The following is a 25,876-nucleotide window of genomic DNA, read 5'->3' as shown; positions in this document are numbered from 1 at the left end:
CCACGACGATGAAGAGCGTATTTGCCAGGCTTGCGAGCGACTTTCTCTCCACCATCGTGTTCCTGGTGGTCTATCTCGCCACCGACAACGTCCTGATCGCCACCGGCGTTGCGATCGCGGGCGCGATTGCGCAAGTGGTCTATGCGCGCGTGAAGGGACAGGCGCTCGGCTACATGACCTGGGCAAGCCTCGCGCTGGTGATCGTGCTCGGCAGCGCGACGCTGCTGACCAACGATCCGCGCTTCGTGCTGGCGAAGCCCGCGATCGGCCACATCGCGATCGGCGCGATCATGCTCAAGCGCGGCTGGATGCTGCGCTATCTGCCGCCGATCGTGACCGAGACCATTCCGGAATACGCCACCCTCGCCGGCTATGCCTGGGCCGTGCTGATGTTCGTGCTCGCCGCCGGCACCATCGCGATCGCAGCGACCGGCGACATGAAGCTGTGGGCGTTCTACGTGTCGGTGGTGCTGCTCGGCGCCAAGATCGTTGCCTTCGCGATCCAGTACGTCGCCTTCCGCTTCCTGGTCGGAAGCCGGCTGCGCGCCGCCGCCCGCGCCTGATCGCCGCAGCCGCGAACTAGGCGCGCGCGGCAAGATGAGCTATACCCGCGCACGCCCTGGAGCACCGGCTCTGACTGCGTCAGAGCCAATGCTCCAGGTTCTTGTTTGACGCGTTTTCTTCACGCGAACCGGTACCCACTTCGCTTGAAAACGCTTTTACCATGAGGGGAGACATATCAATGGCGGTGGACGGAAACTGGAATCTGACGATGACGACGCCGATGGGCGAGCGCAAGGCGACGCTGTCGCTGGCGAGCTCGGGCGGCACGCTCACCGGCACGCAGGGCGCCGAGGGCAATTCCACCGAGATCTTCGACGGCTCCGTGAACGGCGACAACGTCACCTGGAAGGTTTCCATCACCAACCCGATGCCGCTGACGCTCGAATTCACCGGCAAGGTTTCCGGCGACGGCATCGCCGGCGAGATGGGCATCGGCCCGATGGGCAGCTTCCCCTTCACTGGCACCCGGGCGTAGCGCCAGGTCCACACGCCGACCAGCTCAAACAAGAAGCCGAAGCGCACTGACGATTCAACCTGATCTCAGCGCGCTTCGGCTCTCAGCGGCGGACGCTGGCGGGCTCGTTACGATAGGCCCTTTGAATGGTGCTGCGCTCGATCTCCGCGGCTGCGGCGGCTGCCTCGTCCGCCGATTTCCGTATATTGCCCATGTTCGCCACTGCCGCGGCCGCCATTGCGGGATGGATGCGCGACATCTCGAACTGCCGGCGCTCGAGCGTGGAAGCGACACGCTCCTGCATCGCGACGAGATACAGGTCCCGGATCTTGGGGTTATCCGCGAGGTTCTTGGCATAGTCCTCGGTGCGCCCCTTGGCGCCGTCCAGCCTCAGCTTGACGCGGGTCGCAGCGCCCTTCTCCTCAGCCGAGAGCTCAGCAGTGTAGCGGAACAACTCCTCGCTCTTCCTGCGGACGATCCAGACAACCTGCGCGTCGCCGATGTTGCGGACCACGTCCAGCGACTGGCTGCCGAAAACAAAGGGCGGCAGCTCGGCCTTCGCGAGGTCCTGCCGCGCCTGGGTGATCGGCACGGGATAGACCGTGCCATCCGCGGGGTTTGGAAAGATGTAGTACAGATAGCCCACGACGCAGGCCACGAGAAATGCACCGAAAGCAAACTTCATCGTCAACTCCCTTTATTGATTTCCATTAATCGTCGACGCGGAACACCAGGCCCGTCTCGAGCCCGGCGCGCTGCACCTGGCAAATCTTGTCCTTCCCGGGCCCGACGCGTTGGACGTCGAATTTGCGGCCTTCGAGGATCGCGGCGACCTGCTCCTGCACGGCCGGACGAAGCGGCTGCTGGAAGGCCGGCCGCCTGTAGGATTGCGACCCGTCATACGCCTCGCCGTTGCCGGCCGAAGGCATACGTATCTCGACCTTGGTCTGGTTCTCGCTGAAGGCCGTCAGCACTGCGGTGAATCGCACGACCTCGCGGCCGCTGCTGTGAACCCGCCAGGTGACCTCGTAACCCGGGATGCCTGACGGCGTCACATGGACCAGAATTCCGCACTGCTTGGCGTAGACCATGTCGGCAAGCTTGTCGTTGAACAGGCGCCGATAGGCTTCGCTGACGCTCACATCGTACACGCCGGGCGGCCGCTCCTTGTTGCAGCCGGCGAGGCCGAGCGCCGCGAGCACAAGCGCCGCGCGTCCAATCCGCTGTATCGCCGAATGTGTCATGTCATCCACGCCCACTACCCTTGGATGAGCGCGGAGGGTCGACGACAAACGTTAAGGGTCCTTGGCCGAAATCGGTTGCTTTGCTCGCGCCCCACAACCCCGCGCGTGGCAGAACGTCGCAGTCGCCGCAGCGTGGTTAACAGCAGCGATACGGCGCGGGCTTGACGCTAGAACCAGATCTGCATCGGCACTCTGTGCGCATCCAATGGCGGCGTCCCTTCCGGAACGCTTCCGCAAGGCTCGCACGCGGCGAGCGCCACCGCGCAGGCGTCCAGCACATCGTCGCGCTTAGCCCCGGTGCCGATCCGCGCCTCAGTGAGCCAGCGATCGATGTCGCGAAAGCCAACGCGCTTAAGCAGCCTGCAACGGAGTGCATCGCCCTCCTCCGACTTCTTGCGGGGCAGCGGCGTGCCGCCGTTCAGCCGCAGGAACACCAGTTCGGGATGCACCTCGCGGATGTCGCGCGCGGCGTTCGCGCGCACGAACGCGTCGACCTCCATGATCTTGTTGCCGAGATGCCAGAGCTGCCGCGAGACGCGGGTCTGGCCGCGCCGCAACGCCTCCTGGTTCGCAACGTCGGGATCGCGAAACTCCTCCCACAGCCAGCGCCGTGCCCCGGTGAAGACGCGCGAGGTGTGCGGACGCAGGCGCTCGCGGGCGAGACGGTCACACGCGCGCTCGCCGTCATCAGTCATGCCGATCGGGATGTCGATCCCGGCACGATCGAACGGACGCGCCAGCGCGTCCGCAATATCAGTGTGAAAGGAAATCGTGCGCCGGTCGCCGTCGATGCTGACGGCGACCCAGCCCCTGGAGAATCCGTCGAGGCCTGTTGCCCTCAACCCGGATCCTCAACCGAGGTTCAGTTCCTTGAAGAAGTCGTTGCCCTTGTCATCGATGATGATGAAGGCCGGGAAGTCGACCACTTCGATGCGCCAGATCGCTTCCATGCCGAGCTCGGGATACTCGACCACCTCGACCTTCTTGATGCAGTGCTCGGCGAGGTTCGCCGCGGCACCGCCGATCGAACCGAGATAGAAGCCGCCGTGCTTCTTGCAGGCCTCGCGCACCGCGACGGCGCGGTTGCCCTTGGCGACCATCACCATCGAGCCTCCAGCGGCCTGGAACTGATCGACGAAAGAGTCCATGCGTCCCGCCGTGGTCGGGCCGAACGCACCGGAGGCGTAGCCCTCGGGCGTCTTGGCCGGGCCCGCGTAGTAGACCGGGTGGTTCTTGAAATAATCCGGCAGCGGCCCGCCCTTCTCCAGCCGCTCGCGCAGCTTGGCGTGGGCGGAGTCGCGCGCCACGATCATGGTGCCGGTCATCGAGACGCGGGTCTTGGTCGGATATTGCGACAGCGTCGCGAGAATGTCCTTCATCGGCTTGTTGAGGTCGATCTTGACGACCTCGCCGCCGAGCGACTGCTCGACCGCGGGCAGATACTGCGCCGGGTTGTGCTCGAGCTCCTCGAGATAGACGCCGTCCTTGGTGATCTTGCCGAGCACCTGACGGTCCGCCGAGCAGGACACGCCAAGCCCGATCGGCAGCGAGGCGCCGTGGCGCGGCATACGGATCACGCGGACGTCGTGGCAGAAATATTTGCCGCCGAACTGCGCTCCGACCCCCAAGCTTTGCGTCATCTTGAGGATTTCCTGCTCCATCTCGAGATCGCGGAACGCATTGCCGTCGGCCGAGCCGTGGGTCGGCAGCGCATCGAGATAGCGCGCCGAGGCGAGCTTCACCGTCTTCATGCAGAGCTCGGCGGAGGTGCCGCCGATCACGATCGCAAGGTGGTACGGAGGACAGGCCGCGGTGCCGAGCGTCAGCACCTTCTCCTTCAGGAAGGCCAGCAGCCGGTCCTTGGTCAGCACCGAGGGCGTCGCCTGGAACAGGAAGCTCTTGTTGGCGCTTCCGCCGCCCTTGGCCATGAACATGAACTTGTAGGCGTCATCGCCCTCGGCGTAGATCTCGCACTGCGCCGGCATGTTGTTTGCGGTGTTCTTCTCCTCATACATCGACAGCGGCGCCACCTGCGAATAGCGCAGATTGCGGCGCAGATAAGCGTCGCGCGCGCCTTCGGACAGCGCCGCCTCGTCGTCGCCGTCGCTGATGACGTTAAAACCCTTCTTGCCCATGATGATCGCGGTGCCGGTGTCCTGGCACATCGGCAGCACGCCGCCGGCCGCGATGTTGGCGTTCTTGAGGAAGTCGAAGGCGACGAACTTGTCGTTGTCGCTGGCTTCCTTGTCCTCGAGGATCGAGCGCAGCTGCTTCAGATGGCCCGGCCGCAGATAGTGATTGATCTCGCCGAACGCGGCCTCGGAAAGCGCCCGCAGCGCCTCGCGTGACACCACCAGCATGTCCTTGCCCAGGACCTTCTCGACCCGAACGCCTTCGCTCGTCACCTTCTTGTAGGGCGTGGTGTCCGTACCGAGCGGGAACAGCGGGGTGTGCTTGTAGGGCGGAACGGGCTTCTGCTGGTCGGGAAAGGCGGTGGGGGCGTTCATGAGCTGCTCGTTTGGGCTGCGCGTCGGTTCGAAAAGCCGGTCGGGCCGCAGGGCCGCCGGCAATGTAGAGCCGTTCTAAGCCTTTTTCGGACAAAGGAAAGGGAAGCCGGCCGCCGTCCAGCCATGCGCTGAAACGGCAATCCGCGTGCTATGTTTCATCGCGCCGTAATCTCAGGTTGCGACAACGCCGAGCAAATACCGAGACGGCCAACGAGGCCGCAAGGAGGCCATCATGAAGACAGCGCTTTTCGTCTGGTTCACGGCGCTGGCCTTGTTGATGGCGGTTCCGACCGGCGCCGATGCAGCCCGCCTCGGCAAGACGTGCGGCGGCATCGCCGGGCTGCAATGCGGCACCGGCAAGTTCTGCCAGTTCAAGCCGGGGACCTGCGGCCGCTTCGATCAGACCGGCACCTGCGCCTTCCGCCCGACGATCTGCAACAAGATTTTCCGGCCGGTCTGCGGCTGCGACGGCAAGACCTACGGCAATGATTGCGAGCGCCGGGCCGCCTGGGCGTCCAAGGCGCGGGATGGGAAGTGCGCGTCCTAAGGCAGGTGGCTAGCCGCCGGTCTTTTCGGGGAACGGAAAGGCACTGCCAACGGCAATTGATTGCAGGCGCGAGGCCGCCGGAGTGTCCAAGCACAACGGCAAGTACAAGGCGCCTGGCTAGGCGGACGGCGCCAGACGGTCCTGCGTGACCGCTCCCGCGGTCACCGCACATATTGACGCGCTCCGCGGGAGCCTGCATGTCTCCACGTATTTTTGCATCGCGGGGGTATTTCGTGACAGCACCGTTGCGCCGACGCTTGCCTTTGAGCATCCGCTCCATTCTGCCGGCCGCGCTGTTGGCGCTGGCGACAGCCTTCGCCGCGGCGCCAGCTCATGCCGATCCCTGCCAAGACATCGCCAAGCAGCTCGCCGGCCAGATCGACGGGCTGAAGGTCAATTTCACGGCCGCCAACATCACCTACCTCACACATCCGGCGGCCAAGGAATTGTCGCTCGGCTGCCGCGGCAAGGACTATTCGATCGAGCTCTATGCCAAGACCGATCGCAGGATGAAGCCGGAGTTCTTCAACCTGGTCGGCTCGGCCACGGCGCTAGTTTTCACCGTGCCGAAGGACGACGCGGTGACCGGCACCTCGCGCTGCCTGAAGCGCATGGGAATCCTCCGCGGCAACACCATCACGATGCGCTATCGCCGCCTCAATCTGGAATGCACGCGCAACCGGACCGACGCCTCGATCACCGTCCGCCGCGGCAACAACGAGTGAGCCGTCAGGCTTCGGCGGCGATGCGTCCGATCGCATCGACGATCTTGCCCCAGCCCGGGCTCATCATGTCGAAGGCGTAGCGGTTGCCGGGGAACACGAAGCCGTCATGCACCATGCGGACCTGCGTGCCGCCCTCGACCGGCGTCAACGTCCAGGTGACGACCGAGTCGAGCTTCGAGCCGTATTCCGGATTGGTGTCGGCGCCGCCCTTCCAGGAATAGCGCAGCAGGCGTGGCGAATCGCAATCCAGCACCTCGCAATGCACGACGCCATCCCAGTCGCCGATCGGCCTGGTGCGGAAATTGAACCGGTGTCCGACCACGGCAACGAAATCGTTCGGCATCAGCCATTTCACCAGCAAGTCGCTCGTGGTCAGGGTGCGCCAGATCTTGTCGGCAGCGTAAGGCAGCACCTTCTCGACCGTGATCGCGTGCGTCTCAGCCATCACTCACTCTCCTTCAACAATTTCTCCAGATTTGCGAAGCGCTCCGCCCAGAACGTCTCGTAGTGCCCGAGCCAGTCGATCAGCGGGCCGAGCCCCTTCGGCGCGACGCGATAATGGATGTGCCGGCCCTCGCGCCGCTCGGCGACGAGGCCGGCATCGCGCAGCGCGCGCAGATGCTGCGACACCGCCGGCTGCGACACCTTTGAGCCCTGCACCAGTCCGGTCGCGGCCACCTCGCCTTCCCGTGCGATCCGCTCGAACACCGCCCGCCGCGTCGGATCCGCGAGGGTCTTGAGCACATTGGTCAGCTGCATGGCGGCGGTCATGGAAATATATAAGCAATTGCTTATATAAATGTCAACCTTGAGCCAATGCAGAGGCAACACGGTCACGACGCAGGAACGCCTCGCCTGCTCTGAAAGTTGATCGCTGCGGTCGCATGTCGGCCGCGAAAACAGTGCGATAATCGCGATCGGAATCGCCGCGGAGCCGCCCATGATCGCAAAGCTCCTCCTGCAGAACACATTCTTCGTCATCGCCATGGCCGCGCTGCTGTTTTGCTTCGCGGGCACGCTGCACTGGCCCGGCGCGTGGAGCTATCTGATCGCCTCGGCGCTGATCGGGCCCGCCTGCGGGCTGTGGCTCGCCAGGGTCGATCCCGGGCTGCTGGCCGAGCGCATGCGTCTCACCGCGCGTGAGGGCCAGCCCACCGAGGACAAGCGCTTCATGCTGGTGTTCGTCGCCGTCGCGGTGCTTTGGTTCGTGGCTATGGGCCTCGACCGGCGCTTTGGCGGCGCCAATGCCGGCGCGCCGCTGATCGTGCTCGGCCTTGTGCTGTATCTGGTCTCGACCGTGCTGATCCTCTGGGTGTTCCGCACCAATTCGTTCGCCGCGCCGGTCGTGAAGGTGCAGACCGAGCGCCACCATCAGGTGATCTCGACCGGTCCCTACGCGCTGGTCCGCCATCCCATGTATACGAGCGTGATGCTGTTCTTCATCGGCGTGCCGCTGATGCTCGGCTCCTGGTGGGGTCTTGCCTTCGTGCCGGTGTTCTTCGCGATGTTCGCGATCCGCACCGGGATCGAGGAGCGCACGCTGGTGGCGGGTTTGTCAGGCTATGCCGATTATGCGGCACGGGTGCGCTATCGCCTCGTGCCCGGGCTGTGGTGAGGAACGATCATGGCGGAGAGCAAGACCTATACCGGCGGCTGCCATTGCGGCCAGGTCCGCTTCGAATGCACCACCGACATGGCGATGGTGACGGCCTGCAACTGTTCGATCTGTACCAAGAAGGGCCTGCACTTCGTGTTCATGCCGCCAACGAGCTTCCAGCTTCGCGCCGGCGCCGAGAATTTGAAGGAATATCTGTTCAACCGCCATGCGATCCGCCACCAGCTCTGCGTCGATTGCGGCGTCGACGTGTTTGCACGCGGCAACAAGCCTGACGGCGCCGACATCGTGGCGCTCAATGTCAGCTGCATCGACGGCATCGATTTGTCGAAGATCACGATGACGCCGGTGGATGGAAGGAACCGGTGACGGCACCTACAAATCCAGCGCCTTGTAACGCCGGAAGATCCCCTCCTCATTGAACGGAATCCGCCGCTCGCTGGCCAGATACGCCTTGATGTTCGGCCGCTCGGCGACGCGATCGCGCAGCGCGATCAGTCGCGGGACCTTCTTTTCAAACGCCGCCATCCGCTTCGGAAAAGCGTAGCGCAGGCCTTCCACGATCTGAAACAGCGAGAGGTCGACATAGGTCACCCGGCGGCCGGTGACGAAGGCGCCGCCGTTCGCCTGCACGAGGTCCTCGAAATAGCCGAGATATTTTGGCACCCGCGACGCCCAGAATTCCTCGGTGCGCTTCTTGGCCGGCGCCTTCTGGTCCTCGTAGTACAGCGACGGGCCGAGCGGATGATGGGTGTCGTGGATCTCCAGCACGAAGTCCGCGATCGTGAGCTGCAACTCGTGCACCCAGAGCTTGCCGCCTTCCGCCTTCGGGGCGAGGCCGTGGCGCGCGCCGAGATAGAGCAGGATGTTGGCGGTCTGCCCGATCACGAGGCTGCCGGCCTTGAGGAACGGCGGCGCAAACGGCGGCGTGCCCTTGTGCGCGTCCATCATCTTCATCATGGCACCCGTGCCGCCCTTGCCGCGCGCGACATCGGTGTAACCGGCGCCTGCATCCTCGAGCGCGAGGCGGACATATTCGCCGCGGCCCTGGATCATCGGCCAGTAGTAAAGCTGATAGTGCATGCACTTACCTCCAAAAACTTTCACCGCGTCGCTTCTCGTCAGCTCGATCGTAGCCGTGCAGAGCTCGGATCGTCCACCGCGGACAGGCTGCCTGTCCGAACCACGCAGAGACTGCTAAGGTTCCGACGTCGAATCTTCGATGAAGGATCATCTGATGGCGGACAACAAGAAGAAGCGGGGCGGCGCAGATCGCGCCCTGATCGCGTTGAGCGAATCCTACGAAGTTGCGTACTGGTCCAAGAAGTTCAAGGTCACGCCGGCGAAGCTCAAAGCCGCCGTCAAGAAGGTCGGCCATTCCGCCAAGAAGGTGGAAGCCTACTTCAAGGAGCAGCGGCACAAGGCCGCCGACCGCGCGCGGATCGCGATCAGCCAGCCCTACGAGGTCCGTTACTGGTCGAAGAAGTTCAAGGTGACGCCTGCCCGGCTCAAGACCGCGGTGGCCGCAGTTGGACACTCCTCGAAGAAGGTCGAAGCCTATTTCGCGGCCAAGAAGAAAACCGTGAAGAAAAAGAAGACTGCAAAGAAGGCGGTCAAGCGCAAGAAGGCTTAGGCGCTCTCCCAGATTCAATGAGCGGCGGCGCGAGGCGACCGCCGCTCAAGTCTCCTTGTATTCCCTCAGTTCGCCGCGAAGCAGTACAGCAGGCCGTCGCCGCCGGTGCTCTTCAGGTCGGCCTGCGAGCAGCCGCCGTCGGGACCGCGCGAGGGATGCGACGTGTTCCAGGATTTTGACGGTTCGTCGTCGCGCAGGCCCTTGCGGTCGAAATGTCCGAGCATGGCGGCGCCTTGCGTGCTGCTCGTCCAGTTCTTGCAGGTGCGGTCCTCACCGGCCGCAAACGCAGTGCCGTCCGCCTGCGATCCTGTCAGCACGTCGTGGCGGTTCGGCGTGTCGCCGGCACCGTTGATGACGTCGCCCTTCTCGGACAGGGCGGTCTGCTTGGTGAGATTGTTGCCGGCGCTGTGCAGGTCGGCGACGTCCTTGGCGACCACGACGCCCTTCACATTCTTCCACGGTCCCTTGCCGATGCGATCGCGCGCGTTCACCGCGACCTGGCCGTCGGCGGCCTGGGTCGAGAGATAGGCGCGCCATGTCTTCGGCGCGCCGAAGCCCGCGGCCTGCGCCAGCGTCTGGCAATGGTTGTCGGCACCGGCGAGGCCGCCGAGATTGGCGCCGTTGCCGATGCCGTTGCTGGTCACGAAGAAGCTGGTGTCGGCAGTCTGCGCCTGTGCCGGCGGCGCAGCCGTGACGACAAATGCAAGACAGGCCGGAACCGCGATGCACGCAATGACCTTCATCTTAATCCTCCCGATGGTTGTTATGGTCCGCTGACATCAACCCGCAGCCCGTGCGGATATTCCGGCGCCGCGACGCGCCAATGAAGCGCGCAAAATAAAAGCGCCGCGGGCTGAGCCGCGGCGCCTTGCAATTGTCATATCGGGCGATCGATCAGTTGGTCTGCTGGATCGCCGAGAGTTCCCAGTTGCCGCCGCGCTGGCGCACGAAGGTCCAGACTTCGGTGATCTCCTCCGGCTGCCCATTGCCGCCGACCATCCGGCCGGTGCCGCGCTCGAGCATGGTGTCGACCAGCGTGTAGCGCATCGCGACGGTGGCGTATTCGCTGTCGCCTTCGCGCCAGGCTTCCGCAAGATCGCCCTGCAACAGCTTCACGTTGGAAGTCTTGTTGGTGACGTTGCGCGCCTTGTTCTCCTCGAGATCCTTCGAGAAGTACGACACCATCTCCGGCGTCGCGAGCGTATGCAGCTTCGCAATGTCCTCGTTTGACCAAGCGGCCTGGATATCGCCGAGCAGCCGCTCGAACGTCTCATAGTCCGCCGGCGTGATCTCGACCGGTGTGTTCGATCCGCCGCCGAGGCCAAAGCCGAAGCCCGAACGGGCGTTGCCCTGCGGGCCGGGGCCGACGTCGGGGCCGCCCGCGTACGCGGAGGCCGGCGTATTGCGGCGCTGCCACCACGACATCGCGAGCCGGACCACGAGCACGATCAGACCGACCTGCAGCAGGAGGCCGAGGATCGACGACAGGCCGCCGAGACCCGAGAACAGGCCGCCGCCGAACAGCATGCCGAACAGGCCGGCGCCAAGGAAGCCCGCGGCCAGGCCGCCGAGCAGGCCACGGCCCATTCCGCCGCGGCCGAACAGGCCGCCGGACGTCGCCGCCGCCGGCGATCCCATGTTCGGGCTGCCAGGCTGGCTGAAGGTACGGTTCATCGGCGCAACCGAGCCGGGCGCCGTCGAGGTGCTGGGCGGCGCGGAGAATGTCCGCGAGCCGCGCGAGCCGCCGCCGCCGACGCGGGCGTCGGCCGCCGAAATGGTCATCATCACGGGCAGCGCCAGCGCCATCGCGACGGCGATCGCCCGGACAATTCCACGCGTGCGGTGCGAGAAATTCATGTTGGTTTCCTCAAAGGATTCCCCGGCATGGGGAAACGCCCCTAAGATGGGCAGGGCCTGATAAAAGTGAAGCGGGAAACGGGAACCGCGGCTGCGGCCCTCGGTCGCGGAGATGTGACACTATGGTCCTTGTGGACGCGACGGCGCGTCCTACCGCGAGATGGGGCTCGGCTTCAACCGCGACCGCATCGCAACATAACTATTCCCATGCGAGAAGGTAAGGCGCATCGAAGCTCGTCGCCCGGGCTGGCGCTCCTTATTTGACGCGTTTTCTATACGCGAGCGGGTGTCCGCTTCGCTCGAAAACGCTCTAATTCGCCGTCATGGTTTCCTTCACCGCGGCGACCAGCTGCGTCAGCGTGAACGGCTTGGGCAGGAACGCGAACTGCTGGTTCTCGGGCAGGCTCTTCTCGAAGGCGTCCTCCGCATAGCCTGAGACGAAGATGATCTTGAGCTCGGCATTGCGGCTGCGCATTTCCTTCAGCAGCGTCGGGCCGTCCATCTCCGGCATCACGACGTCGGAGACGACGAGATCGACGGCGCCGTTGTTCTCCTCGAACGCCTCCAGCGCCTCAACGCCGTTGGCCGCCTCGATCACGCTGTAGCCGCGCGAGCGGAGACCGCGCGCATTCAGCGAGCGCAGGCCGTCCTCGTCCTCGACCAGCAGGATGGTGCCCTGCCCGGTGAGATCGGGCTTCGGCTTGGCGGCTTCGGCGGCGGCGTCCTTGGTCGCGGCATTGCCGGCCTGCGCCTCCGGGGCGGCCTCCTGCTCCTGGCGATGCCGCGGCAAATAGATCCGGAAAGTGGTGCCCCCGCCGGGCACGGAATCGACATAGACGAAGCCGCCGGTCTGCTTGACGATGCCGTAGACCGTCGACAGGCCGAGGCCGGTGCCCTTGCCGACTTCCTTGGTCGAGAAGAACGGCTCGAAGATCTTGTCGATGATCTCGTGCGGAATGCCGGTGCCGGTGTCCGAAATCTCGATCTTCACATAGTCCGCCGCCGGCATGCCCTTGTTGGCGAGTTGGGCTGCTTCCTCGGTCGGCAGATTGGCGGTGCGGATGATCAGCTTGCCGCCGTCGGGCATCGCGTCGCGCGCGTTGACCGCGAGGTTGACCACCACCTGCTCGAATTGCGAAACGTCGACCTTCACCGGCCACAGATCGCGGCCATGCACCAGGTCGAGCTTGACCTTCTCGCCGATCAGCCGGCGCAGCAGCATGGTGAGGTCGGACAGCGCATCGCCGAGATCGAGCACCTGTGGCCGCAGCGTCTGGCGGCGCGAGAACGCAAGCAACTGCCGCACCAGCGTCGCGGCGCGGGTCGCGTTCTGCTTGATCTGCATGATATCCTGGAACGACGGGTCGGTCGGCTTGTGCGCGTTCAGCAGGAAGTCGTTCGCCATCATGATGGCCGACAGCACGTTGTTGAAGTCGTGCGCGATGCCGCCGGCGAGCTGGCCCACCATCTCCATCTTTTGCGACTGGTTGATCTGGTTCTCCAGCGCGCGGCGCTCGGTGGTCTCCAGCATGTAGACGATCGCGGTCTCGGCGTCGCGCTCGTCCTTCTCGACGGTCGTCACGAAGAACTGGGCAAAGCGCTCCTTGGCGCCGTCCAGCATCACCTCGACCGGCGCGATATCGCCCTGGCCCTCGGCGGCCTGGTTGATCGCGGCGATCAGGAGACCCCGGTCGCGCGGATTGACCGCGCGGAAGATCGACTTGGCCGCACCGCCCTCGCCGTTCAGCCCCTGCGCCAGCTTGGCGAAGCGCGCATTGGCACCGACCACGTTGCCGCCGCGGTCGACAGTCGCGATCGCCATCGGCGTATGGTCGAAGAAGCGCATGAAGCGCACCTCGGCGGCGCGCTCCGGATCGGAACGCTCGTCGCGGGCGCGGCTGATCACCAGCGTGCGCGAGGCGCCCGCAGCGCCGTCGGCGCCGAAGGCGAGCTTGTGATAGAGCCGCACCGGCACGGTCTTGCCGCCGCGCATCCGCAGGTCGATGTCGAACACCTCGGTCTTGACCTCGCCCGGCACCGCCGCAATCGAGGTCAACAGCGCCGCACCGTCGCCCGAGACGATGTCGGTCAGCTTCAGGCCGCCCGAACCGATCTCGGCCAGATCGTAGTCCAGCCAGTTGGCCAGCGTGGCGTTGACATAGGCGATCTCGCCGGCCGGATTGACTGAGAAGAAGCCGCACGGCGCGTGATCGAGATATTCGATCGCGTGCCGCAACTCCTGGAACACATCCTCCTGGTCTTCGCGGTCACGGGTGACGTCGGCGATCGACCACACCGCATATCTCGCGTCGCGTTTGCCCTCGCCGAGCGGGCGCACCCTGAGCCGCAGCCAACGGCCTTGTTCGCCACCTTGCCCGGCCTCGTGGCCGGCGACGCGGACCTCCTCCTGCTGCCGCTTGCCCTCGCGTGCCGCCTTCAAGAGGCGGAACACCGCCTCGGAGACGTCGGGGTTGCCGATGAAGACGCGCTCGACGGGACGGACGTCCTGCGGCCCGGCCGCGCCGGTCAGCCTCAGATAGGCGGCGTTGGAATAGACCACATGGCCGCGGGAGTCGGTGACCACGAGCCCTTCCTGGGCCTGGTCGGCGATCCGCGCCATCACGGGGTCGTCGGTGGCGCGGTCGGAGAAGCGGATGATGCCTGCAGCAAGCGCGAACAGGGTGAACAGGCCGACGGTGGCGAGCAGCGCCAGCACGCCGAGGATATAGGGCTGCGCCTGGGTGCGGCCGATGGTCATCAGCCAGACCGCCACCGCGACGATGCCGACAGCGATCAGGACCACCAGCAGGATGCTGCCGCTGCGCCGCGCTGGCGCGTGAGCCACGAACGGCTCAGTCGCGGGAGGATCGTTGCTATCGGCGGTCATCTGGAGAGACATGGCTCGTCTGCATCACGAAGGCGCCCGGCCGGCCGCCTCGCCCCTGAGTGCCTGAATCGGACCCGAAAACGCAAGTCCATCAGGCGGCAATTTCGCAAGTTACGCGCATTTCAAGCGGTTTTCCGCCCTTTACTGTCGCAGGCCGGACAGGCCGCGCTTCAGCCGCATCACATAGCCGATGATTTCGGCGACCGCATGATAGTGCTCGACCGGGATCTCCCGGTCGATCTCGACGGTCGCATAGAGCGCCCGGGCCAGCGGCACGTTCTCCACGATCGGAATATCGTGCTCCTTGGCGATCTCCCTGATCTTGAAGGCAAGGTTGTCGACGCCCTTGGCGACGCAGAGCGGCGCCGACATGCTGCGGTCGTAGGCCAGCGCCACCGAATAGTGGGTCGGGTTGGTGATGATCACCGAGGCCTTGGGAACCTGGGCCATCATGCGCTTCCTGGCGCGCTGGACCCGCAACTGCTTGATCCTGCCCTTGACGTGCGGGTCGCCTTCCGACTGCTTGAACTCCTCCTTCATCTCCTGCAGCGACATCTTGTGACGCTCGTACCAGGTCCGGTACTGGAAGAAGTAGTCGGCGATCGCGACCGCAGCGAGCATGGCGACCACCGCCGCCATCAAATGCACCGTCATGCTGGTGATGGCGGGCAGAAGCTCGGCCGGATCGACCCGCAGGAATGCTTCCATCCGCAGCCGTTCGGGCCACAGCACCACGACCATCACGGCGCCGAGCGCGATCAGCTTGAACAGGCCCTTCAGGAAATTCGCCACCGCCTGCTTGCCGAACAGCCGCTTGAAGCCGGCTGCCGGCGAGATCTTGGAGAATTTCGGCTCCAGCTGCTCGCCCGACCACACCAGCTGGTGCTGCACCATGTTGCCGGCGACCGCGGCCAGCGCCAGCATCAGAAACGGTACGCCGATCGCGGCAACCACAGCATAGCCCAGCGTCTGGGTCAGTTGAAGCAGACCGGCGCCGTCGGTGCGGATCATCCATGAATTGGCGATCAGGTTGCGCAGCGGCATCAAGATGCCGCCGCCGATCGAGCCCGAGAAGGTCGACAGCACCAGCGTGGCGCCGGCGATGATGAACCAGGTGTTGACCTCCTGGCTCTTGACGACGTCGCCTTTTTCGAGCGCATCGTCGAGACGTTTTTGCGTAGGGTCTTCTGTTTTGTCTTCGGTATCGTCGGCCATCGCTCTCCCCTAGTTCATCGGAGCAAGCTGGCGCATGACGCCGTTGAAGTAGTCGAAATAGGTATTCATCATCGCCGCGAGCACCACGCCGAAGATCAGGAAGCCGACCATGATCGAGAGCGGCACGCCGACGAAATAGACCTGCATCTGCGGCATCAGCCGCGCCAGCACGCCGAGCCCGATGTTGAAGACCAGGCCGAACACCAGGAACGGCGCCGACAGCTGCAGGCCGATCTTGAAGGCGGCGGAGAACGCCGAGGTCGCAAGCGCGGCGACGTCGCCGGTCGGCATGATCTCGCCGGGCGAGAAGATGCGGTAGCTCTCGCTCAGCGCCGCGATCACGAGATAGTGGCTGTCGGTGGCAAACAGCAGCGTCAGGCCGAGGATGGTGAGGAAATTGCCGACGATCTGGCCCTGCTGACCCTGGGTCGGGTCGATCGCGGTAACGAAGCCGAGGCCGAGTTGCTGTGCGATCACGGAGCCCGCAACATTGAGCGCCGACAGCGTCACCCGCGCGGTCGCTCCGAGCACGATGCCGATGATGAGTTCATGCACCATCAGGACGCCGAGCGAGGAGATCGACGTCAGGTCGACATGATAGGCGTTGCGATGCAGCGGAAGGATGATCAGCGTCAGCAGCAGCGCGATCGACAGCTTGACGCGCGCCGGGATGTTGCTCTCGCCGAAACCGGGCAGCAGCATCACCATCGCGCCCACGCGCGCAAAGACCAGCACGAAGATTGCGGCCAGCGCCGGCAGCAGGGAGACATCGATGCGCATGACCGCGGCATTAGTGCATCAACCGCCGATGATTCGCGACGAAATCCGCATCATGTGGCTGGCGAGCGAGTCGGCCATGAACGGTAGCGCCAGCAGCAATGTGACGAAGATGGCGAGGATCTTCGGCACGAAGACCAGCGTCTGTTCCTGGATCTGGGTCAGCGCCTGGAACAGCGACACCACGACGCCGACCACGAGGCCGACCACCATGAGGGGCGACGACACGATCACGATGGTCCAGATCGCATCACGCGCGACGTCGAGGGTTTCAGGGCCGGTCATTGTTGTTCTCGCTGTTGTTGTTTTGCGCCAGTCGTTCCGGGGCGATGCAAAGCATCGAACCCGGAACCTCGAGATTCCCCAGTGCGCAATTGCGCACCTGCGGTCTGGTCCTTCGGACCATCCCGGAATGACGCCATTCGTCAGATCGGCATCTTCATGATGTCTTCGTAGGCCTGGATCACGCGGTCGCGGACCGAGACCAGTGTCGACACCGCAACGTCGGTGTCGGCGACCGCCGTCACCACGTCCATCACATTCGCCTTGCCCGAGGCCATTGCCATGGTCTGTGCGTCGGATTTCTTGCCCGCTTCCAGCACGCTGCCGACGGAGTCCTTCAGCAGCGCGCTGAACGACGGGCCGGCGACTGCCTGCCCGCCCAGTCCGGCCTTCTCGGCGCCGCCGCGCTCCATCAGTTTCGCGAGGCTGGCGTAGGCGTTGGCGGCGACTGTCGGTGTGGCCATGATTTACGTTCCCTGTTCTTGTTGCGTCAGGACTTGAGGATGTCGAGCGTGCGCTGGATCATTCGCCGCGTCGCGCTGATGATGTTGAGGTTGGCCTCGTAGGAGCGCTGGGCGTCGCGCATGTCGGTCATTTCGACCATCGGATTGACGTTCGGATATTTGACGTTGCCGGAGGCATCCGCCGCCGGATTGCCCGGTTCCTGCTTGACGCGGAACGACGACCGGTCCGGCCGGATCCGTCCGAGGGTCACGACCTGGGCGTCGAGCGAGCGGTCGAGCGCGGACGAGAAGGTCGGCACCTTGCGACGGTAGGGATCGCCGCCCGCGGTCTGCGCCGTCGAATCGGCGTTGGCGATATTTTCCGAGATCACCCGCATCCGCCCGGCCTGCGCGCGCAGGCCTGATGTCGCGATGCTCATCGAGCGGGCGAAATCGCTTGTTCCATCTGCCATGGGATCCTCCTGCCGCCGTCAGGTGTCAGCTTGTTTTGAGCATGATCTCCGCGCAAACGCCTTGCGTTCGCGCGAGGGAAAACCGCTCCACACTTTTCCGGATCATGCTCTAGCCCTTGCCGATCGCGGTCTTCAGCAGATGCAGGCTTTTGCTGTAGAGCGAGGTGACCGCCGCGTAGTCCATCTGGTTGGCGGACACTTTCAGCATCTGGTCCTCGAGATTGACCGCGTTGCCGGCCGGACGGGTCTGAAAGCCGCTCTTGCCGCGGTCGTTGTCGAAGGCATCAGGCGCGCCGGACGCCGTCAGATGGGTGCCGCTGGTCTGCATCATCGGCAGCGTCCCCATGCCGCCGCCGACGGTGGCGCCGGCGCGGTCGAACTTCGGCTCGACCAGGTCGCGCGGCCGGAAGTTCGGCGTGTCGGAATTGGAAATGTTCTCGGCAAGGACGCGCTGGCGCTCCTGGTGCCACTGCATCTTGCTGCGCAGCGCCGACAGGATCGGGAGATCGTTCATGGACATCGCCGCGGCTCCGTTAACCTCTTGGACAACCCTTGGGCTCCCGAGGTAGGCAGAATTTGCCCGGTGTATGGTTAACGGGTGGTTAAAATGTCGGACTGATCCGTGGAGAACGCCGCAACGGAGGCCCGAGAGCGCATTTTCGCCACGAATGCTGCGTTAACCAGCACGGACCAAGACAGCGTGGGGCGCTGAGAAGTCGTTTTGGGACAAGCGATTCTTGGTTTATTAATAGAACAGCCGGCTGCAAGCCGCTCGGAATTAAGAAATAAGGCGAATCTCGGGCGCGATTCGCTGTGCAAACCGCACTTGTCAATCCGCGCTCGTTGATGGCGAAAGCTGAGGAAGGCCACGATGGCCGGGGACTCCAATATGCAGGTCGTTACATTCGTCTTGGCATTCGTGGTCGTGCTGGCGCTGATCGGCGTCACCGCATGGCTCGTCCGCCGCTTCGCCGGAAACCGCCTCGGGGCCAACGCCAATCGCGGGCGGATGCCGCGGCTGGCGGTGATCGACGCCGCCGCGGTCGACGGCCGGCGCCGGCTGGTGCTGGTCCGCCGCGACAATATCGAACATCTGCTGATGATCGGCGGCCCCACCGATATCGTCGTCGAGCCGAACATCGTCCGCGCCATGCCCGGGCGTGATCAGATGTCGGCCCGCCCCGCGGTCGGCCCAGAAGCCGCGCTGCCGCGTGCCGCACCGCTTCCGGACGCGGCCTGGAACGAGAGCGAGGCTGCCCGCTCCGACAGTTTCGAACTTCCCGAGCCCGAGCCGCCGCCACGTCAGGCGCGCCCCTCCTTCGCCGACGAGTTGCGCCGGCCCCCGTCGCCGGTCGCCGAGCGTCGCAGCGATCCGCTCACGGGCTTCACGCCCGAGCGTAGCGAGCCGCGGCCCGATCCGATGCCGCCGCGCCTGCCGCCGCGCTCCGAACCCGTGATCCCGCGTGTGCCGCGCGCGGCCGAACCGCCGAAGGCGCCGCCGCCGCTGCGCGCGCCCGCGGCCGAGCGTTCTGTCACGCCGCCGCCACCGCCTCCCCCCGCTCCGCCACCGGTCGCGACGCAGGCACCCCCGGCCCAGCCGCCCGCATCGAACGCCGACGCCAATCTCGCCGAGATGGCGCAGCGGCTCGAAGCTGCGCTGCGCCGCCCGACCGGCCCAGGCGAGACCGTCGCGCCGCCAGTTGCGCCCGAGGCGCCGCCGGTGCGTGCGCCGCGCAGCGAGCCGCCCGCCGCGCCTGCCCAGCAGAAGAGCGGGTTCGAGAATCTCGAGGACGAGATGGCCTCGCTGCTCGGCCGACCACCGAAGTCTCCTTCGTGAGATCAGGGTCCGTCCCGCGTAGAGTTTTTTTCATCGCTGTCCTGATCGCCGCCGGATCCTTCGCTGATCCGGCGATGGCGCAGGATATCAGCATCAATCTCGGCGGCGGCAATGGCGGTGTGACCGAGCGCGCGATCCAGCTGATCGCACTGCTCACGGTGCTGTCGATCGCGCCGTCGATCCTGGTCATGATGACGTCGTTCACGCGCATCGTGGTCGTGCTCTCGCTGCTGCGCACCGCGCTCGGCACCGCCACCGCGCCGCCGAACTCGGTGATGATCGCGCTCGCGATGTTCCTCACCGCCTTCGTGATGGGACCGGTGCTGCAGAAATCCTATGACGACGGCATCAAGCCGCTGGTCGCCAACCAGATCGGCGTCGAGGAGGCCTTGCAGCGCGCCTCGGTGCCGTTGCGCGGCTTCATGCAGAAGAACGTCCGCGAGAAGGATCTGAAGCTGTTCATGGACCTCTCCGGCGAGCCGCCGCCGGCGACGCCCGATGAGATGTCGCTGCGCATCCTGGTGCCGGCCTTCATGATCTCCGAGCTGAAGCGCGCCTTCGAGATCGGCTTCCTGTTGTTCCTGCCGTTCCTGATCATCGACCTCGTGGTCGCCTCGGTCTTGATGTCGATGGGCATGATGATGCTGCCGCCGGTGGTGGTGTCGCTGCCGTTCAAGCTGATCTTCTTCGTGCTGGTCGACGGCTGGGCCCTGGTCGCCGGCAGCCTGGTGCAGAGTTACGGGGGGTAGCCCCGCGAAACATTCATGGCCCGTCAGCTGGATCGGCCGTGCCGTTGCACTATCATGCGCGGCACCGCATCCAGGGAGCCGTGCCCGTGCAGCAGCCATTCGACCGCGCCGCAGAAGATATCGGCAATTCCATCCATCTCGAGCATGTCAACGTGCAGGTGCCGGACCAGCGCCTCGCCACGCTGTTCTATGTCGCCGGCATCGGGCTGACCCGCGATCCCTATCTGATGGTCTCCGACAGCAACATGTGGGTGAACGCCGGCCGCAGCCAGTTTCATCTGCCGACCGGCCGGCCACAGGTGCTGCGCGGCCATACCGGTATCGTGATCGCCGGACGGCAGGCCCTGCTGGCGCGGCTTGCAGCCGTTGCGCCCAAGCTCGAAGGCACCGCGTTCAGCTATCGCGAACGCAACGATCACGTCGAGGCCACCTGCCCCTGGGGCAACCGCCTGCGCTGCTTTGAGCCGGACGCCGCGCGGTTCGGGCGCATCGCGCTCGGCATGCCCTATGTCGAGTTCGAGGTGCCGCGCGGCACCGCCGAAGCGATCAGCCGGTTCTATCCCGAGATCATGGGCATCCCGGCGAGCGTCGTGAACGGAGACGGCGTCGTCGCGCGCGCCAAGGTCGGCAAGGACCAGTATCTGCAATTCCGCGAGACCGATCAGGCGCAGGGCGAGTTCGACGGCCATCACGTCCAGATCTACATCACGGACTTCTCGGGTCCCTACAAGCGGCTGTGGGAGCGCAATCTGGTCTCCCGCGAGGACAATCAATACCAGTACCGCTTCTGCGACATCGTCGATCCCGCCAATGGCCGGCATCTGTTCGCCGTCGAGCACGAGGTGCGCAGCGCCACCCATCCGATGTATCTGCGGCCGCTGATCAACCGCAATCCGGCGCAGACGAACCGCACCTTCGCCAACGGCTACGACCAGGCACCTTGGGCGATGGGACCGGACCAGTATGACGGGTGAGCGCACGCCTCCGCATCACGCCATCCTCCGCAATGCCAGCCACGAGACCACATGCTTCCCTCCCAGCGCCATTTGTTCGAGATTCCACGCGAGATCTGCTACCTGAATTCGGCGTCCTACAGCCCGCTGCCGCAGAAGACGCTGCACGCCGGCCGCGCCGCGGTGGGACGCAAGGGCCAACCTTGGACCATCGATGCCGGTTTCGCCGGCCGCCAGCATGAGCGCGCCCGCGCCGCGGCGGCGCGCCTGATCAATGCCGATGCGAATGACGTCGCGCTGATCCCGGCGATCAGCTACGGCGTCGCGACGGTGGCGAAGGCGCTGAGCATTCCGCGCGGCACCCGCGTCATCGTGCTGGAAAACGATCACTCCTCGCCGGTGCTGGAATGGCACGCCCGCGCCGAGGCGCAGGGCTTTGTCGTCGACACCGTCCGCCAGCCCGCCGACGGCGACTGGACGTCCGCCGTGCTGGCAACGATCGACCGCGCTGGCGCGCCGCCGGTCGGCCTCGCCTCGATCTCGTCGGTGCACTGGTCGGACGGCGGCCTGATCGATGTCGACAAGGTGCAGGCGGCGCTGCGGCGGCACGGTGCAATGTTCGTGATCGACGCGACGCAGAGCGCCGGTGTCGTGGCGATGGATGTGACAAAGCTCGATCCCGGCGCCGTGATCTTTCCGACCTACAAATGGCTGATCGGCCCCTACGGCCGCGCCTTCCTCTACGTTGCAAAACGCCACCAGAACGGCGTGCCGCTGGAGCAGACCTCCGCCGGCCGCCGCAACGTGAATTCCGAGAACCCGGACTATTTCGGCGATCTCACCTATGTCGACGACGCCCGCCGCTACGACATGGGCGAACGCGATCATTTCATCACACTGGAGATGGCCTCGATCGGCATGGAGATGATGGCGGACTGGAGCGCCACTGCCGTCAGCGCGCGGCTCGCGATGCTCACCGAGCGGATCGCCGACGGTGTGCGTGACCTCGGGCTCGACGTGCCGGCACGCAGCGTGCGCGCGCCGCACATCCTGAGCCTCGGCATGGCCGGCGGCATTCCGAAGGAGTTGATCGCGCGCCTCGCGGCCGAGGACATCCACGTCGCGTTGCGGCTCGGCCGGATGCGGATCTCGCCGCACGTCTTCAACGACGAGGCCGATGTCGACCGCCTGGTCGCTGTGTTGACGAAGGCGCTGCGCGGTTAACTCTGCTTGCGCCCCAGCGCAACGACGCTGAACAACTCAATCGCCAGCGCGACGGCGACGCCGGCCGCGCCGATCACGAACAGCAGCGCATAATCGCCGCCGCTGTGCGCGAACAAATAGGACAGGCCGTAGGCGCCGGCCGCCTGGAACAGCGCGAAGGTCGTCGTCGCCTGCGCCCAGGCGGAGCGCTGGCTCGCGGCCGAATGCGGGATCAGCTCGTGGATGCGGCCGATCACCAGCGGCACGATGCCGGGCGTGAAGCCGCCCACGATGAGGCTCGACACAATCATTGCGGCCGGTGACGTCGTCACGGCAGGCAGCGCGACCGCGACGGCCTCGATCAGGAACGCCACGCGGAGCGCCGCGGCAAAGCCTGCGCGATCGGCGAGATGTCCTGACAGCAGCGGACCGACCACGGCACCGATGCCGTACAGCACCCAGTAATAGGAACCTGCCGCGATCCCCTGCGCGAGTCCGCGGGCCACGAAGTCGACCAGGAACACCATATGCGGCACCAGCGCCAGCGCGTTGAGGCCGTACTCCAGGCATAGCGCGATCAACAGCGGTGAGCGCACGCCATGCGACGCTGCGTGCGGCTCCGCCGCAGCATGCGCAGCGGGCGCTTCGGCCGGCCACGCCTTCCAGCTGATGAGTGTCAGCACCGCCGACAAGATTCCAAGGCCGTACCAGGCCTGCTTGAGGCCCTGCTGCAGCAGCAGCGGCACCAGCGTGCCCGAGGCGGCGACACCCAATCCGACGCCGGCAAAGATTACGCCGCCGATCAGGCCGCGCTTGCTGGGCGCCGTGTGAGGAAGAATCACGGTCGCCGCCAGCACCATGATCACGCCGCCGCTGACGCCGGCGAGGAAGCGGAAGCCGAAGAACCAGATGAAGGAGATCGGCACCGCGCAGGCAAAGCAGGTGATCGCAGCCAGTGTCATCATACTGCGCAGCGCCCACACCGAGCCGATCCGCGCGCCGAGATCGCGGGCGATCAGCGCGCCGGCGAGATAGCCGGCAAGATTGGCGGCACCGAGATAGACCGCTTCCGCCGGCGTGAACCATTTCGCCGCGATCAGCGCCGGGATCAGCGGCGTGTAGGCAAAGCGCGCCAGCCCGAGCCCGACCAGCGAGGCACACAGCCCTGCGGCCGCGGACAGCCACAGCGGTCCGCCCGCATCGCGATGTGGTTCGGCGTGATGGCGCCTGGCATGATCGACATTGGCTGACATGGACATGGCAGTAGGCCCTCCGGCCGTTCGTGAAAAATGATTAGTTGCGATCGCAGCAATCGTTGACAGCGATCACGCTCGCCTCTCCCGATCGGGAGAGGCGCCGGGTTCGATTTGCACGAGGGGTCAGCGGGAAGATGTCGGCGCAGCCGCGAGCTTCTTGCGATAGTCCAGCGCGGGTAGCCCGCCCCAGCCCCAATTGTCGGTGTCGACTTCCTCGATGACGACGAAGGTCGATTCCATGGGCTTGCCGAGCACGTCGCGGAGCAGCTCGCTGGCGCCCTTGATCAGCGCGGCCTTCTGCTCCGGTGTGGTGGACGACGCCCCCGGCGCCGTCCCCTCACGCGTGACCTGGATGGTGACGATAGGCATGACGTCCTCCGGTCCTAGTGACCGGCGCTCTGGCCGCCGTCGACATGCAGGATCTCGCCGGTAACGAAGCCCGCGCCTTCGAGGAACAGCACGGCGTCGACGATGTCCTTCATTTCGCCCATCCGTCCGACCGGATGCAGCTTGGCAAGGAAATCGTGGGTCTCAGGCGCGTGCATCGGGGTCTTGATGACGCCCAGCGCGACGGCGTTCACACGGATGCCCTTGGCGGCATATTCGATCGCCAGCGACTTGGTCGCCGCGTTCAACCCGCCCTTGGTCAGCGAGGCCAGCACCGAGGGAACGTTGCTGTTGGCGTGATCGATCAGGCTGGTCGTGATCTGCACGATGTGCCCGGAGCCCTGCTTCGCCATCTCCTTCGCAACGCGCCGGGTGATGTAGAAGAAGCCGTTGAGGTTGGTCGCGAGCACCGACGCATAGTCCTGGTCGGTGTAATCGGTGAACGGTTTTGCGACGAAGATGCCGGCATTGTTGACCAGCGTGTCGACGCGGCCGAAGCGCGCCAGCGCCTGCTTGATGACGCGGTCGGCAACCTCGGGATCGCCGATGTCGCCCGGGACCGCCAGCACATCGGCATCGGAGGACGGCTTGATGCTGCGGGAATTGGCGACGACGCGGTAGTTGCGGTCGCGATAGCCCCTGACGAGCGCCTCACCGATTCCCTGCGACGCGCCGGTGATAATGGCAACCTTCTGCTCTGCACCCATGGTCTCTCTCCATCTGTTGGTGAGGCTGCAACAGCGCCGCCTCGATGGGGAGCAACCTAGATACATCCGCTTTCCGCGCGAATGCCCGCTATTCGGCGGACACTCTTCCGCGGCGCGAACGAATGGCCCCGGCCTTGCTGGCTTCGCGCGACAGCCGCTCGAAATAGCGTTTCAGCCGCGGCGTCGCGAAGTCGACGAAGGCGCGCACCTTCGGCACGTCGAAGCGGCCCTGCGGCGCCAGGAGATGTACCGGCAGCGGCGGATGCTCGTCGCTTGCGAGCAGTATCTGCAGCCGCCCCTCGCGGATTTCCTCGGCGATGTGATAGGAGAACAGCCGGGTGATGCCGTGCCCTTCGCTGGCCGAGGCGACCGCCGCCCGCACGGTGTTGACGACCAGCCGCGGCGTGAACTGCACCGCGCGCGCGACCTTCGACTTCGCGGCCGGCGGAAAGCTCCAGGAGTCGAGCCCGAAATGCGTCATCGCGATGATCTGATGCTTCGCGAGATCGGCCGGCTCGCCGATCACGGGGTGCTGCGCGAGATAGCCCGGTGACGCCGCGACCACGCGGCGCACCTCGCCGAGCTTGATCGCGACGAAATTGGAATCGGCGAGATGGGCGATGCGCAGCGCAACGTCGATGCCCTCGTCGATCAGATTGACGGTGCGATCGAGCATCACGAGCCGGGCGACCACCGCCGGATGCTCGGTCATGAACGCATCAAGCACCGGCCGCAGCAAATCCTCGCCGACCACGACCGGCGCCGTTATCGTCAGCGTGCCGCGCGGCGCGGAACGCTCGCCGCCGGCCGAGATGTCGGCCTCCTCGAGCTCGCTGAGGATGCGCCGGCACGCCGCCGCGTAACGCTGGCCGGCATCGCTCAGCTTCAGCGACCGCGTGGTGCGATGAAGCAGCTCGGCGCCGACATGATGCTCAAGGAACGCGATGGCACGGCTGACCGCCGCCGGCGAGCGCCGCAACTTCCGTCCGGCGCCCGCAAGGCTGCCCTCGTCGACCGCCGCGACGAAGACCTTCATGGCGTCGATGCGGTCCATAAGCTTTCCTCGGCTCGCCGCTGCCGCTACCCCTTCACATCATACTGCTTGCTGAGGTGATCGCCGATCTGCACCAGCATCGCGACGCATTCGGGATAGCCGGGCCTCGCCACCGTGGCCTCGTCGGCGCTGGCGCGGAATTCCCAGCTGTCGCCGTCGCGCAGCACGGAGATGTCGATGCCATCAGGGCAATCGGCATGCACCTTCAGCTCGGCGCGCGCCATCGCGATGAGTTCGGCTTCGGTCTTGATCGGCTTGCTCATGTAAACGAAGTCCTCCCGGCGCTTGCGATTGGCGCCATGGTTGCCGATTTGGCGGCGGAATGTCGAGAGCACGGACGCGATCACGCCCTCTTGCAATTGACAAATCGCATCTCCCCGGCGAACATTCGGCCGGTTCGATACCACCCGCCGCTTGCACCCCGCCCGGGGACGGTGAACGTATCAAGCCAGGTTTCAAGCTTCCTTTGCCCGCACGAACGGGTCAGCAACGCAAGCCCCTGACGCT

32 protein-coding genes are annotated in these 25,876 nt (G+C 65.4%); 11 read left to right on the top strand and 21 right to left on the bottom strand.

Going from position 1 to position 25,876, the window contains the following annotated elements; genetic code table 11:
* The first annotated feature begins 8 nt into the window (after positions 1–8).
* Both K359_RS0149115 and K359_RS0149110 read left to right on the top strand, forming a co-directional pair.
* The gene (locus K359_RS0149115) at positions 9–563 is read left to right on the top strand and encodes an inner membrane-spanning protein YciB (RefSeq protein WP_029085433.1); all 555 of its coding nucleotides are present in this window, start codon (positions 9–11) and stop codon (positions 561–563) included.
* A 179-nt stretch (positions 564–742) separates the two neighbouring features.
* Positions 743–1,039 carry a hypothetical protein gene (locus K359_RS0149110; protein ID WP_029085432.1) on the top strand — a complete coding sequence of 99 codons (297 nt, stop codon included), beginning with the start codon at positions 743–745 and terminating at the stop codon, positions 1,037–1,039.
* Between the two features lie 82 nt (positions 1,040–1,121).
* Here K359_RS0149110 and K359_RS0149105 read toward each other — a convergent pair whose 3' ends face one another.
* From K359_RS0149105 to K359_RS0149090, 4 genes are all read right to left on the bottom strand, one after another.
* Positions 1,122–1,703, bottom strand: coding sequence for a hypothetical protein (locus K359_RS0149105; RefSeq protein WP_029085431.1), 582 nt, complete (start codon positions 1,701–1,703; stop codon positions 1,122–1,124).
* Positions 1,704–1,728: 25 nt separating this feature from the next.
* The gene (locus K359_RS0149100; protein WP_156929166.1) at positions 1,729–2,271 is read right to left on the bottom strand and encodes a hypothetical protein; all 543 of its coding nucleotides are present in this window, start codon (positions 2,269–2,271) and stop codon (positions 1,729–1,731) included.
* A gap of 158 nt (positions 2,272–2,429) precedes the next feature.
* Positions 2,430–3,104, bottom strand: a complete 675-nt coding sequence (locus tag K359_RS56815; RefSeq protein ID WP_029085429.1) for a DUF429 domain-containing protein — start codon at positions 3,102–3,104, stop codon at positions 2,430–2,432.
* 9 nt (positions 3,105–3,113) lie between these two features.
* A complete protein-coding gene (locus K359_RS0149090) occupies positions 3,114–4,769 on the bottom strand; it encodes a fumarate hydratase (protein WP_029085428.1) in 1,656 nt (551 codons plus the stop codon).
* 232 nt (positions 4,770–5,001) lie between these two features.
* On the opposite strand from K359_RS0149090, the gene K359_RS0149085 reads away from it, so the two are divergent.
* Together K359_RS0149085 and K359_RS0149080 are read left to right on the top strand one after the other, a co-directional pair.
* The gene (locus K359_RS0149085; protein ID WP_029085427.1) at positions 5,002–5,316 is read left to right on the top strand and encodes a Kazal-type serine protease inhibitor family protein; all 315 of its coding nucleotides are present in this window, start codon (positions 5,002–5,004) and stop codon (positions 5,314–5,316) included.
* A 263-nt stretch (positions 5,317–5,579) separates the two neighbouring features.
* Positions 5,580–6,041: a hypothetical protein gene (locus tag K359_RS0149080; protein WP_029085426.1), complete on the top strand. Its 462-nt coding sequence runs from the start codon at positions 5,580–5,582 to the stop codon at positions 6,039–6,041.
* Positions 6,042–6,045: 4 nt separating this feature from the next.
* On the opposite strand, the gene K359_RS0149075 is transcribed toward K359_RS0149080, so the two are convergent.
* Together K359_RS0149075 and K359_RS0149070 are read right to left on the bottom strand one after the other, a co-directional pair.
* Positions 6,046–6,486, bottom strand: coding sequence for an SRPBCC domain-containing protein (locus K359_RS0149075; protein WP_029085425.1), 441 nt, complete (start codon positions 6,484–6,486; stop codon positions 6,046–6,048).
* Positions 6,486–6,812, bottom strand: a complete 327-nt coding sequence (locus K359_RS0149070; RefSeq protein ID WP_029085424.1) for a helix-turn-helix transcriptional regulator — start codon at positions 6,810–6,812, stop codon at positions 6,486–6,488. Before K359_RS0149070 ends, K359_RS0149075 begins: the two co-directional genes overlap by 1 nt.
* Positions 6,813–6,981: 169 nt before the next feature.
* Between K359_RS0149070 and K359_RS0149065 the strand changes: the two genes are divergently transcribed.
* On the top strand, positions 6,982–7,656 hold the full coding sequence (locus K359_RS0149065; RefSeq protein WP_029085423.1) for an isoprenylcysteine carboxylmethyltransferase family protein: 675 nt from the start codon (positions 6,982–6,984) through the stop codon (positions 7,654–7,656).
* Positions 7,657–7,665: 9 nt separating this feature from the next.
* On the top strand, positions 7,666–8,025 hold the full coding sequence (locus K359_RS0149060) for a GFA family protein (protein WP_029085422.1): 360 nt from the start codon (positions 7,666–7,668) through the stop codon (positions 8,023–8,025).
* Positions 8,026–8,031: 6 nt separating this feature from the next.
* Here K359_RS0149060 and K359_RS0149055 read toward each other — a convergent pair whose 3' ends face one another.
* Complete coding sequence (locus K359_RS0149055) at positions 8,032–8,739, bottom strand: glutathione S-transferase (RefSeq protein WP_029085421.1); 708 nt, start codon at positions 8,737–8,739, stop codon at positions 8,032–8,034.
* Between the two features lie 154 nt (positions 8,740–8,893).
* On the opposite strand from K359_RS0149055, the gene K359_RS0149050 reads away from it, so the two are divergent.
* A complete protein-coding gene (locus K359_RS0149050) occupies positions 8,894–9,289 on the top strand; it encodes a DUF3606 domain-containing protein (RefSeq protein ID WP_029085420.1) in 396 nt (131 codons plus the stop codon).
* A 65-nt stretch (positions 9,290–9,354) separates the two neighbouring features.
* Here K359_RS0149050 and K359_RS0149045 read toward each other — a convergent pair whose 3' ends face one another.
* The 9 genes from K359_RS0149045 to flgB form a co-directional block, all read right to left on the bottom strand.
* Entirely contained in the window at positions 9,355–10,032 is a 678-nt protein-coding gene (locus tag K359_RS0149045) for a lectin (protein WP_029085419.1), read from the bottom strand.
* A 151-nt stretch (positions 10,033–10,183) separates the two neighbouring features.
* Entirely contained in the window at positions 10,184–11,146 is a 963-nt protein-coding gene (locus tag K359_RS0149040; RefSeq protein WP_029085418.1) for a Tim44-like domain-containing protein, read from the bottom strand.
* Positions 11,147–11,456: 310 nt separating this feature from the next.
* A complete protein-coding gene (cckA, locus tag K359_RS0149035; protein WP_029085417.1) occupies positions 11,457–14,033 on the bottom strand; it encodes a cell cycle histidine kinase CckA in 2,577 nt (858 codons plus the stop codon).
* A 141-nt stretch (positions 14,034–14,174) separates the two neighbouring features.
* Entirely contained in the window at positions 14,175–15,248 is a 1,074-nt protein-coding gene (gene flhB, locus K359_RS0149030; RefSeq protein ID WP_029085416.1) for a flagellar biosynthesis protein FlhB, read from the bottom strand.
* 9 nt (positions 15,249–15,257) lie between these two features.
* Entirely contained in the window at positions 15,258–16,028 is a 771-nt protein-coding gene (gene fliR / locus K359_RS0149025; RefSeq protein ID WP_029085415.1) for a flagellar biosynthetic protein FliR, read from the bottom strand.
* Between the two features lie 18 nt (positions 16,029–16,046).
* Positions 16,047–16,310 carry a flagellar biosynthesis protein FliQ gene (gene fliQ, locus K359_RS0149020; protein WP_024580945.1) on the bottom strand — a complete coding sequence of 88 codons (264 nt, stop codon included), beginning with the start codon at positions 16,308–16,310 and terminating at the stop codon, positions 16,047–16,049.
* A gap of 140 nt (positions 16,311–16,450) precedes the next feature.
* Entirely contained in the window at positions 16,451–16,771 is a 321-nt protein-coding gene (gene fliE / locus K359_RS0149015) for a flagellar hook-basal body complex protein FliE (RefSeq protein WP_029085414.1), read from the bottom strand.
* Between the two features lie 26 nt (positions 16,772–16,797).
* Entirely contained in the window at positions 16,798–17,223 is a 426-nt protein-coding gene (gene flgC / locus K359_RS0149010; protein ID WP_029085413.1) for a flagellar basal body rod protein FlgC, read from the bottom strand.
* 109 nt (positions 17,224–17,332) lie between these two features.
* Positions 17,333–17,743: a flagellar basal body rod protein FlgB gene (flgB, locus tag K359_RS0149005; protein WP_029085412.1), complete on the bottom strand. Its 411-nt coding sequence runs from the start codon at positions 17,741–17,743 to the stop codon at positions 17,333–17,335.
* 351 nt (positions 17,744–18,094) lie between these two features.
* Between flgB and K359_RS0149000 the strand changes: the two genes are divergently transcribed.
* The 4 genes from K359_RS0149000 (at position 18,095) to K359_RS0148985 (ending at position 21,986) form a co-directional block, all read left to right on the top strand.
* On the top strand, positions 18,095–19,060 hold the full coding sequence (locus tag K359_RS0149000) for a flagellar biosynthetic protein FliO (RefSeq protein ID WP_156929165.1): 966 nt from the start codon (positions 18,095–18,097) through the stop codon (positions 19,058–19,060).
* Positions 19,057–19,809, top strand: coding sequence for a flagellar type III secretion system pore protein FliP (gene fliP, locus K359_RS0148995; RefSeq protein WP_029085410.1), 753 nt, complete (start codon positions 19,057–19,059; stop codon positions 19,807–19,809). The genes K359_RS0149000 and fliP overlap by 4 nt, the downstream gene beginning before the upstream one ends.
* 86 nt (positions 19,810–19,895) lie before the next feature.
* Positions 19,896–20,783, top strand: coding sequence for a hypothetical protein (locus tag K359_RS0148990; protein ID WP_029085409.1), 888 nt, complete (start codon positions 19,896–19,898; stop codon positions 20,781–20,783).
* A gap of 51 nt (positions 20,784–20,834) precedes the next feature.
* Positions 20,835–21,986: an aminotransferase class V-fold PLP-dependent enzyme gene (locus K359_RS0148985; protein ID WP_029085408.1), complete on the top strand. Its 1,152-nt coding sequence runs from the start codon at positions 20,835–20,837 to the stop codon at positions 21,984–21,986.
* Here the strand turns inward: K359_RS0148985 and K359_RS0148980 are convergent.
* The 5 genes from K359_RS0148980 to K359_RS0148960 all read right to left on the bottom strand — a co-directional run bounded on the left by K359_RS0148980 (position 21,983) and on the right by K359_RS0148960 (position 25,632).
* On the bottom strand, positions 21,983–23,224 hold the full coding sequence (locus K359_RS0148980; protein WP_245284975.1) for a YbfB/YjiJ family MFS transporter: 1,242 nt from the start codon (positions 23,222–23,224) through the stop codon (positions 21,983–21,985). The genes K359_RS0148985 and K359_RS0148980 overlap by 4 nt on opposite strands.
* Positions 23,225–23,344: 120 nt before the next feature.
* Entirely contained in the window at positions 23,345–23,590 is a 246-nt protein-coding gene (locus K359_RS0148975; protein WP_029085406.1) for a 4-oxalocrotonate tautomerase family protein, read from the bottom strand.
* Between the two features lie 14 nt (positions 23,591–23,604).
* Positions 23,605–24,315 carry an SDR family NAD(P)-dependent oxidoreductase gene (locus tag K359_RS0148970; protein ID WP_029085405.1) on the bottom strand — a complete coding sequence of 237 codons (711 nt, stop codon included), beginning with the start codon at positions 24,313–24,315 and terminating at the stop codon, positions 23,605–23,607.
* An 88-nt stretch (positions 24,316–24,403) separates the two neighbouring features.
* Positions 24,404–25,369 carry a LysR family transcriptional regulator gene (locus K359_RS0148965; protein WP_029085404.1) on the bottom strand — a complete coding sequence of 322 codons (966 nt, stop codon included), beginning with the start codon at positions 25,367–25,369 and terminating at the stop codon, positions 24,404–24,406.
* A gap of 26 nt (positions 25,370–25,395) precedes the next feature.
* Positions 25,396–25,632, bottom strand: coding sequence for a hypothetical protein (locus tag K359_RS0148960; protein WP_029085403.1), 237 nt, complete (start codon positions 25,630–25,632; stop codon positions 25,396–25,398).
* Between the last annotated feature and the right edge of the window lie 244 nt (positions 25,633–25,876).

Source organism: Bradyrhizobium sp. th-b2 (genome assembly GCF_000426785.1).
Lineage (GTDB): Bacteria > Pseudomonadota > Alphaproteobacteria > Rhizobiales > Xanthobacteraceae > Bradyrhizobium > Bradyrhizobium septentrionale.
Note: the sequence above shows the minus strand (reverse complement) of the source record. Positions and strands in the feature narration are given on the sequence as shown.

Bases quoted from the DNA above. Each gene is read 5' to 3' on its own strand.
- K359_RS0149055 (WP_029085421.1), bottom strand. From the start codon at position 8,739: ATGCACTATCAGCTTTACTACTGGCCGATGATCCAGGGCCGCGGCGAA.
- K359_RS0148975 (WP_029085406.1), bottom strand. From the start codon at position 23,590: ATGCCTATCGTCACCATCCAGGTCACGCGTGAGGGGACGGCGCCGGGG.
- flhB (WP_029085416.1), bottom strand. From the start codon at position 15,248: ATGGCCGACGATACCGAAGACAAAACAGAAGACCCTACGCAAAAACGT.
- K359_RS0148985 (WP_029085408.1), top strand. From the start codon at position 20,835: ATGCTTCCCTCCCAGCGCCATTTGTTCGAGATTCCACGCGAGATCTGC.
- K359_RS0149090 (WP_029085428.1), bottom strand. From the start codon at position 4,769: ATGAACGCCCCCACCGCCTTTCCCGACCAGCAGAAGCCCGTTCCGCCC.
- K359_RS0148980 (WP_245284975.1), bottom strand. From the start codon at position 23,224: ATGTCCATGTCAGCCAATGTCGATCATGCCAGGCGCCATCACGCCGAA.
- K359_RS0149060 (WP_029085422.1), top strand. From the start codon at position 7,666: ATGGCGGAGAGCAAGACCTATACCGGCGGCTGCCATTGCGGCCAGGTC.
- K359_RS0149075 (WP_029085425.1), bottom strand. From the start codon at position 6,486: ATGGCTGAGACGCACGCGATCACGGTCGAGAAGGTGCTGCCTTACGCT.
- flgB (WP_029085412.1), bottom strand. From the start codon at position 17,743: ATGTCCATGAACGATCTCCCGATCCTGTCGGCGCTGCGCAGCAAGATG.
- K359_RS0149105 (WP_029085431.1), bottom strand. From the start codon at position 1,703: ATGAAGTTTGCTTTCGGTGCATTTCTCGTGGCCTGCGTCGTGGGCTAT.
- K359_RS0148965 (WP_029085404.1), bottom strand. From the start codon at position 25,369: ATGGACCGCATCGACGCCATGAAGGTCTTCGTCGCGGCGGTCGACGAG.
- K359_RS0149115 (WP_029085433.1), top strand. From the start codon at position 9: ATGAAGAGCGTATTTGCCAGGCTTGCGAGCGACTTTCTCTCCACCATC.
- K359_RS0149110 (WP_029085432.1), top strand. From the start codon at position 743: ATGGCGGTGGACGGAAACTGGAATCTGACGATGACGACGCCGATGGGC.
- K359_RS0149050 (WP_029085420.1), top strand. From the start codon at position 8,894: ATGGCGGACAACAAGAAGAAGCGGGGCGGCGCAGATCGCGCCCTGATC.
- cckA (WP_029085417.1), bottom strand. From the start codon at position 14,033: ATGACCGCCGATAGCAACGATCCTCCCGCGACTGAGCCGTTCGTGGCT.
- fliR (WP_029085415.1), bottom strand. From the start codon at position 16,028: ATGCGCATCGATGTCTCCCTGCTGCCGGCGCTGGCCGCAATCTTCGTG.
- K359_RS0149070 (WP_029085424.1), bottom strand. From the start codon at position 6,812: ATGACCGCCGCCATGCAGCTGACCAATGTGCTCAAGACCCTCGCGGAT.
- K359_RS0148970 (WP_029085405.1), bottom strand. From the start codon at position 24,315: ATGGGTGCAGAGCAGAAGGTTGCCATTATCACCGGCGCGTCGCAGGGA.
- K359_RS0149065 (WP_029085423.1), top strand. From the start codon at position 6,982: ATGATCGCAAAGCTCCTCCTGCAGAACACATTCTTCGTCATCGCCATG.
- fliQ (WP_024580945.1), bottom strand. From the start codon at position 16,310: ATGACCGGCCCTGAAACCCTCGACGTCGCGCGTGATGCGATCTGGACC.
- K359_RS0149045 (WP_029085419.1), bottom strand. From the start codon at position 10,032: ATGAAGGTCATTGCGTGCATCGCGGTTCCGGCCTGTCTTGCATTTGTC.
- K359_RS0149085 (WP_029085427.1), top strand. From the start codon at position 5,002: ATGAAGACAGCGCTTTTCGTCTGGTTCACGGCGCTGGCCTTGTTGATG.
- flgC (WP_029085413.1), bottom strand. From the start codon at position 17,223: ATGGCAGATGGAACAAGCGATTTCGCCCGCTCGATGAGCATCGCGACA.
- K359_RS0148960 (WP_029085403.1), bottom strand. From the start codon at position 25,632: ATGAGCAAGCCGATCAAGACCGAAGCCGAACTCATCGCGATGGCGCGC.
- K359_RS0149000 (WP_156929165.1), top strand. From the start codon at position 18,095: ATGGCCGGGGACTCCAATATGCAGGTCGTTACATTCGTCTTGGCATTC.
- K359_RS0149040 (WP_029085418.1), bottom strand. From the start codon at position 11,146: ATGAATTTCTCGCACCGCACGCGTGGAATTGTCCGGGCGATCGCCGTC.
- fliE (WP_029085414.1), bottom strand. From the start codon at position 16,771: ATGGCCACACCGACAGTCGCCGCCAACGCCTACGCCAGCCTCGCGAAA.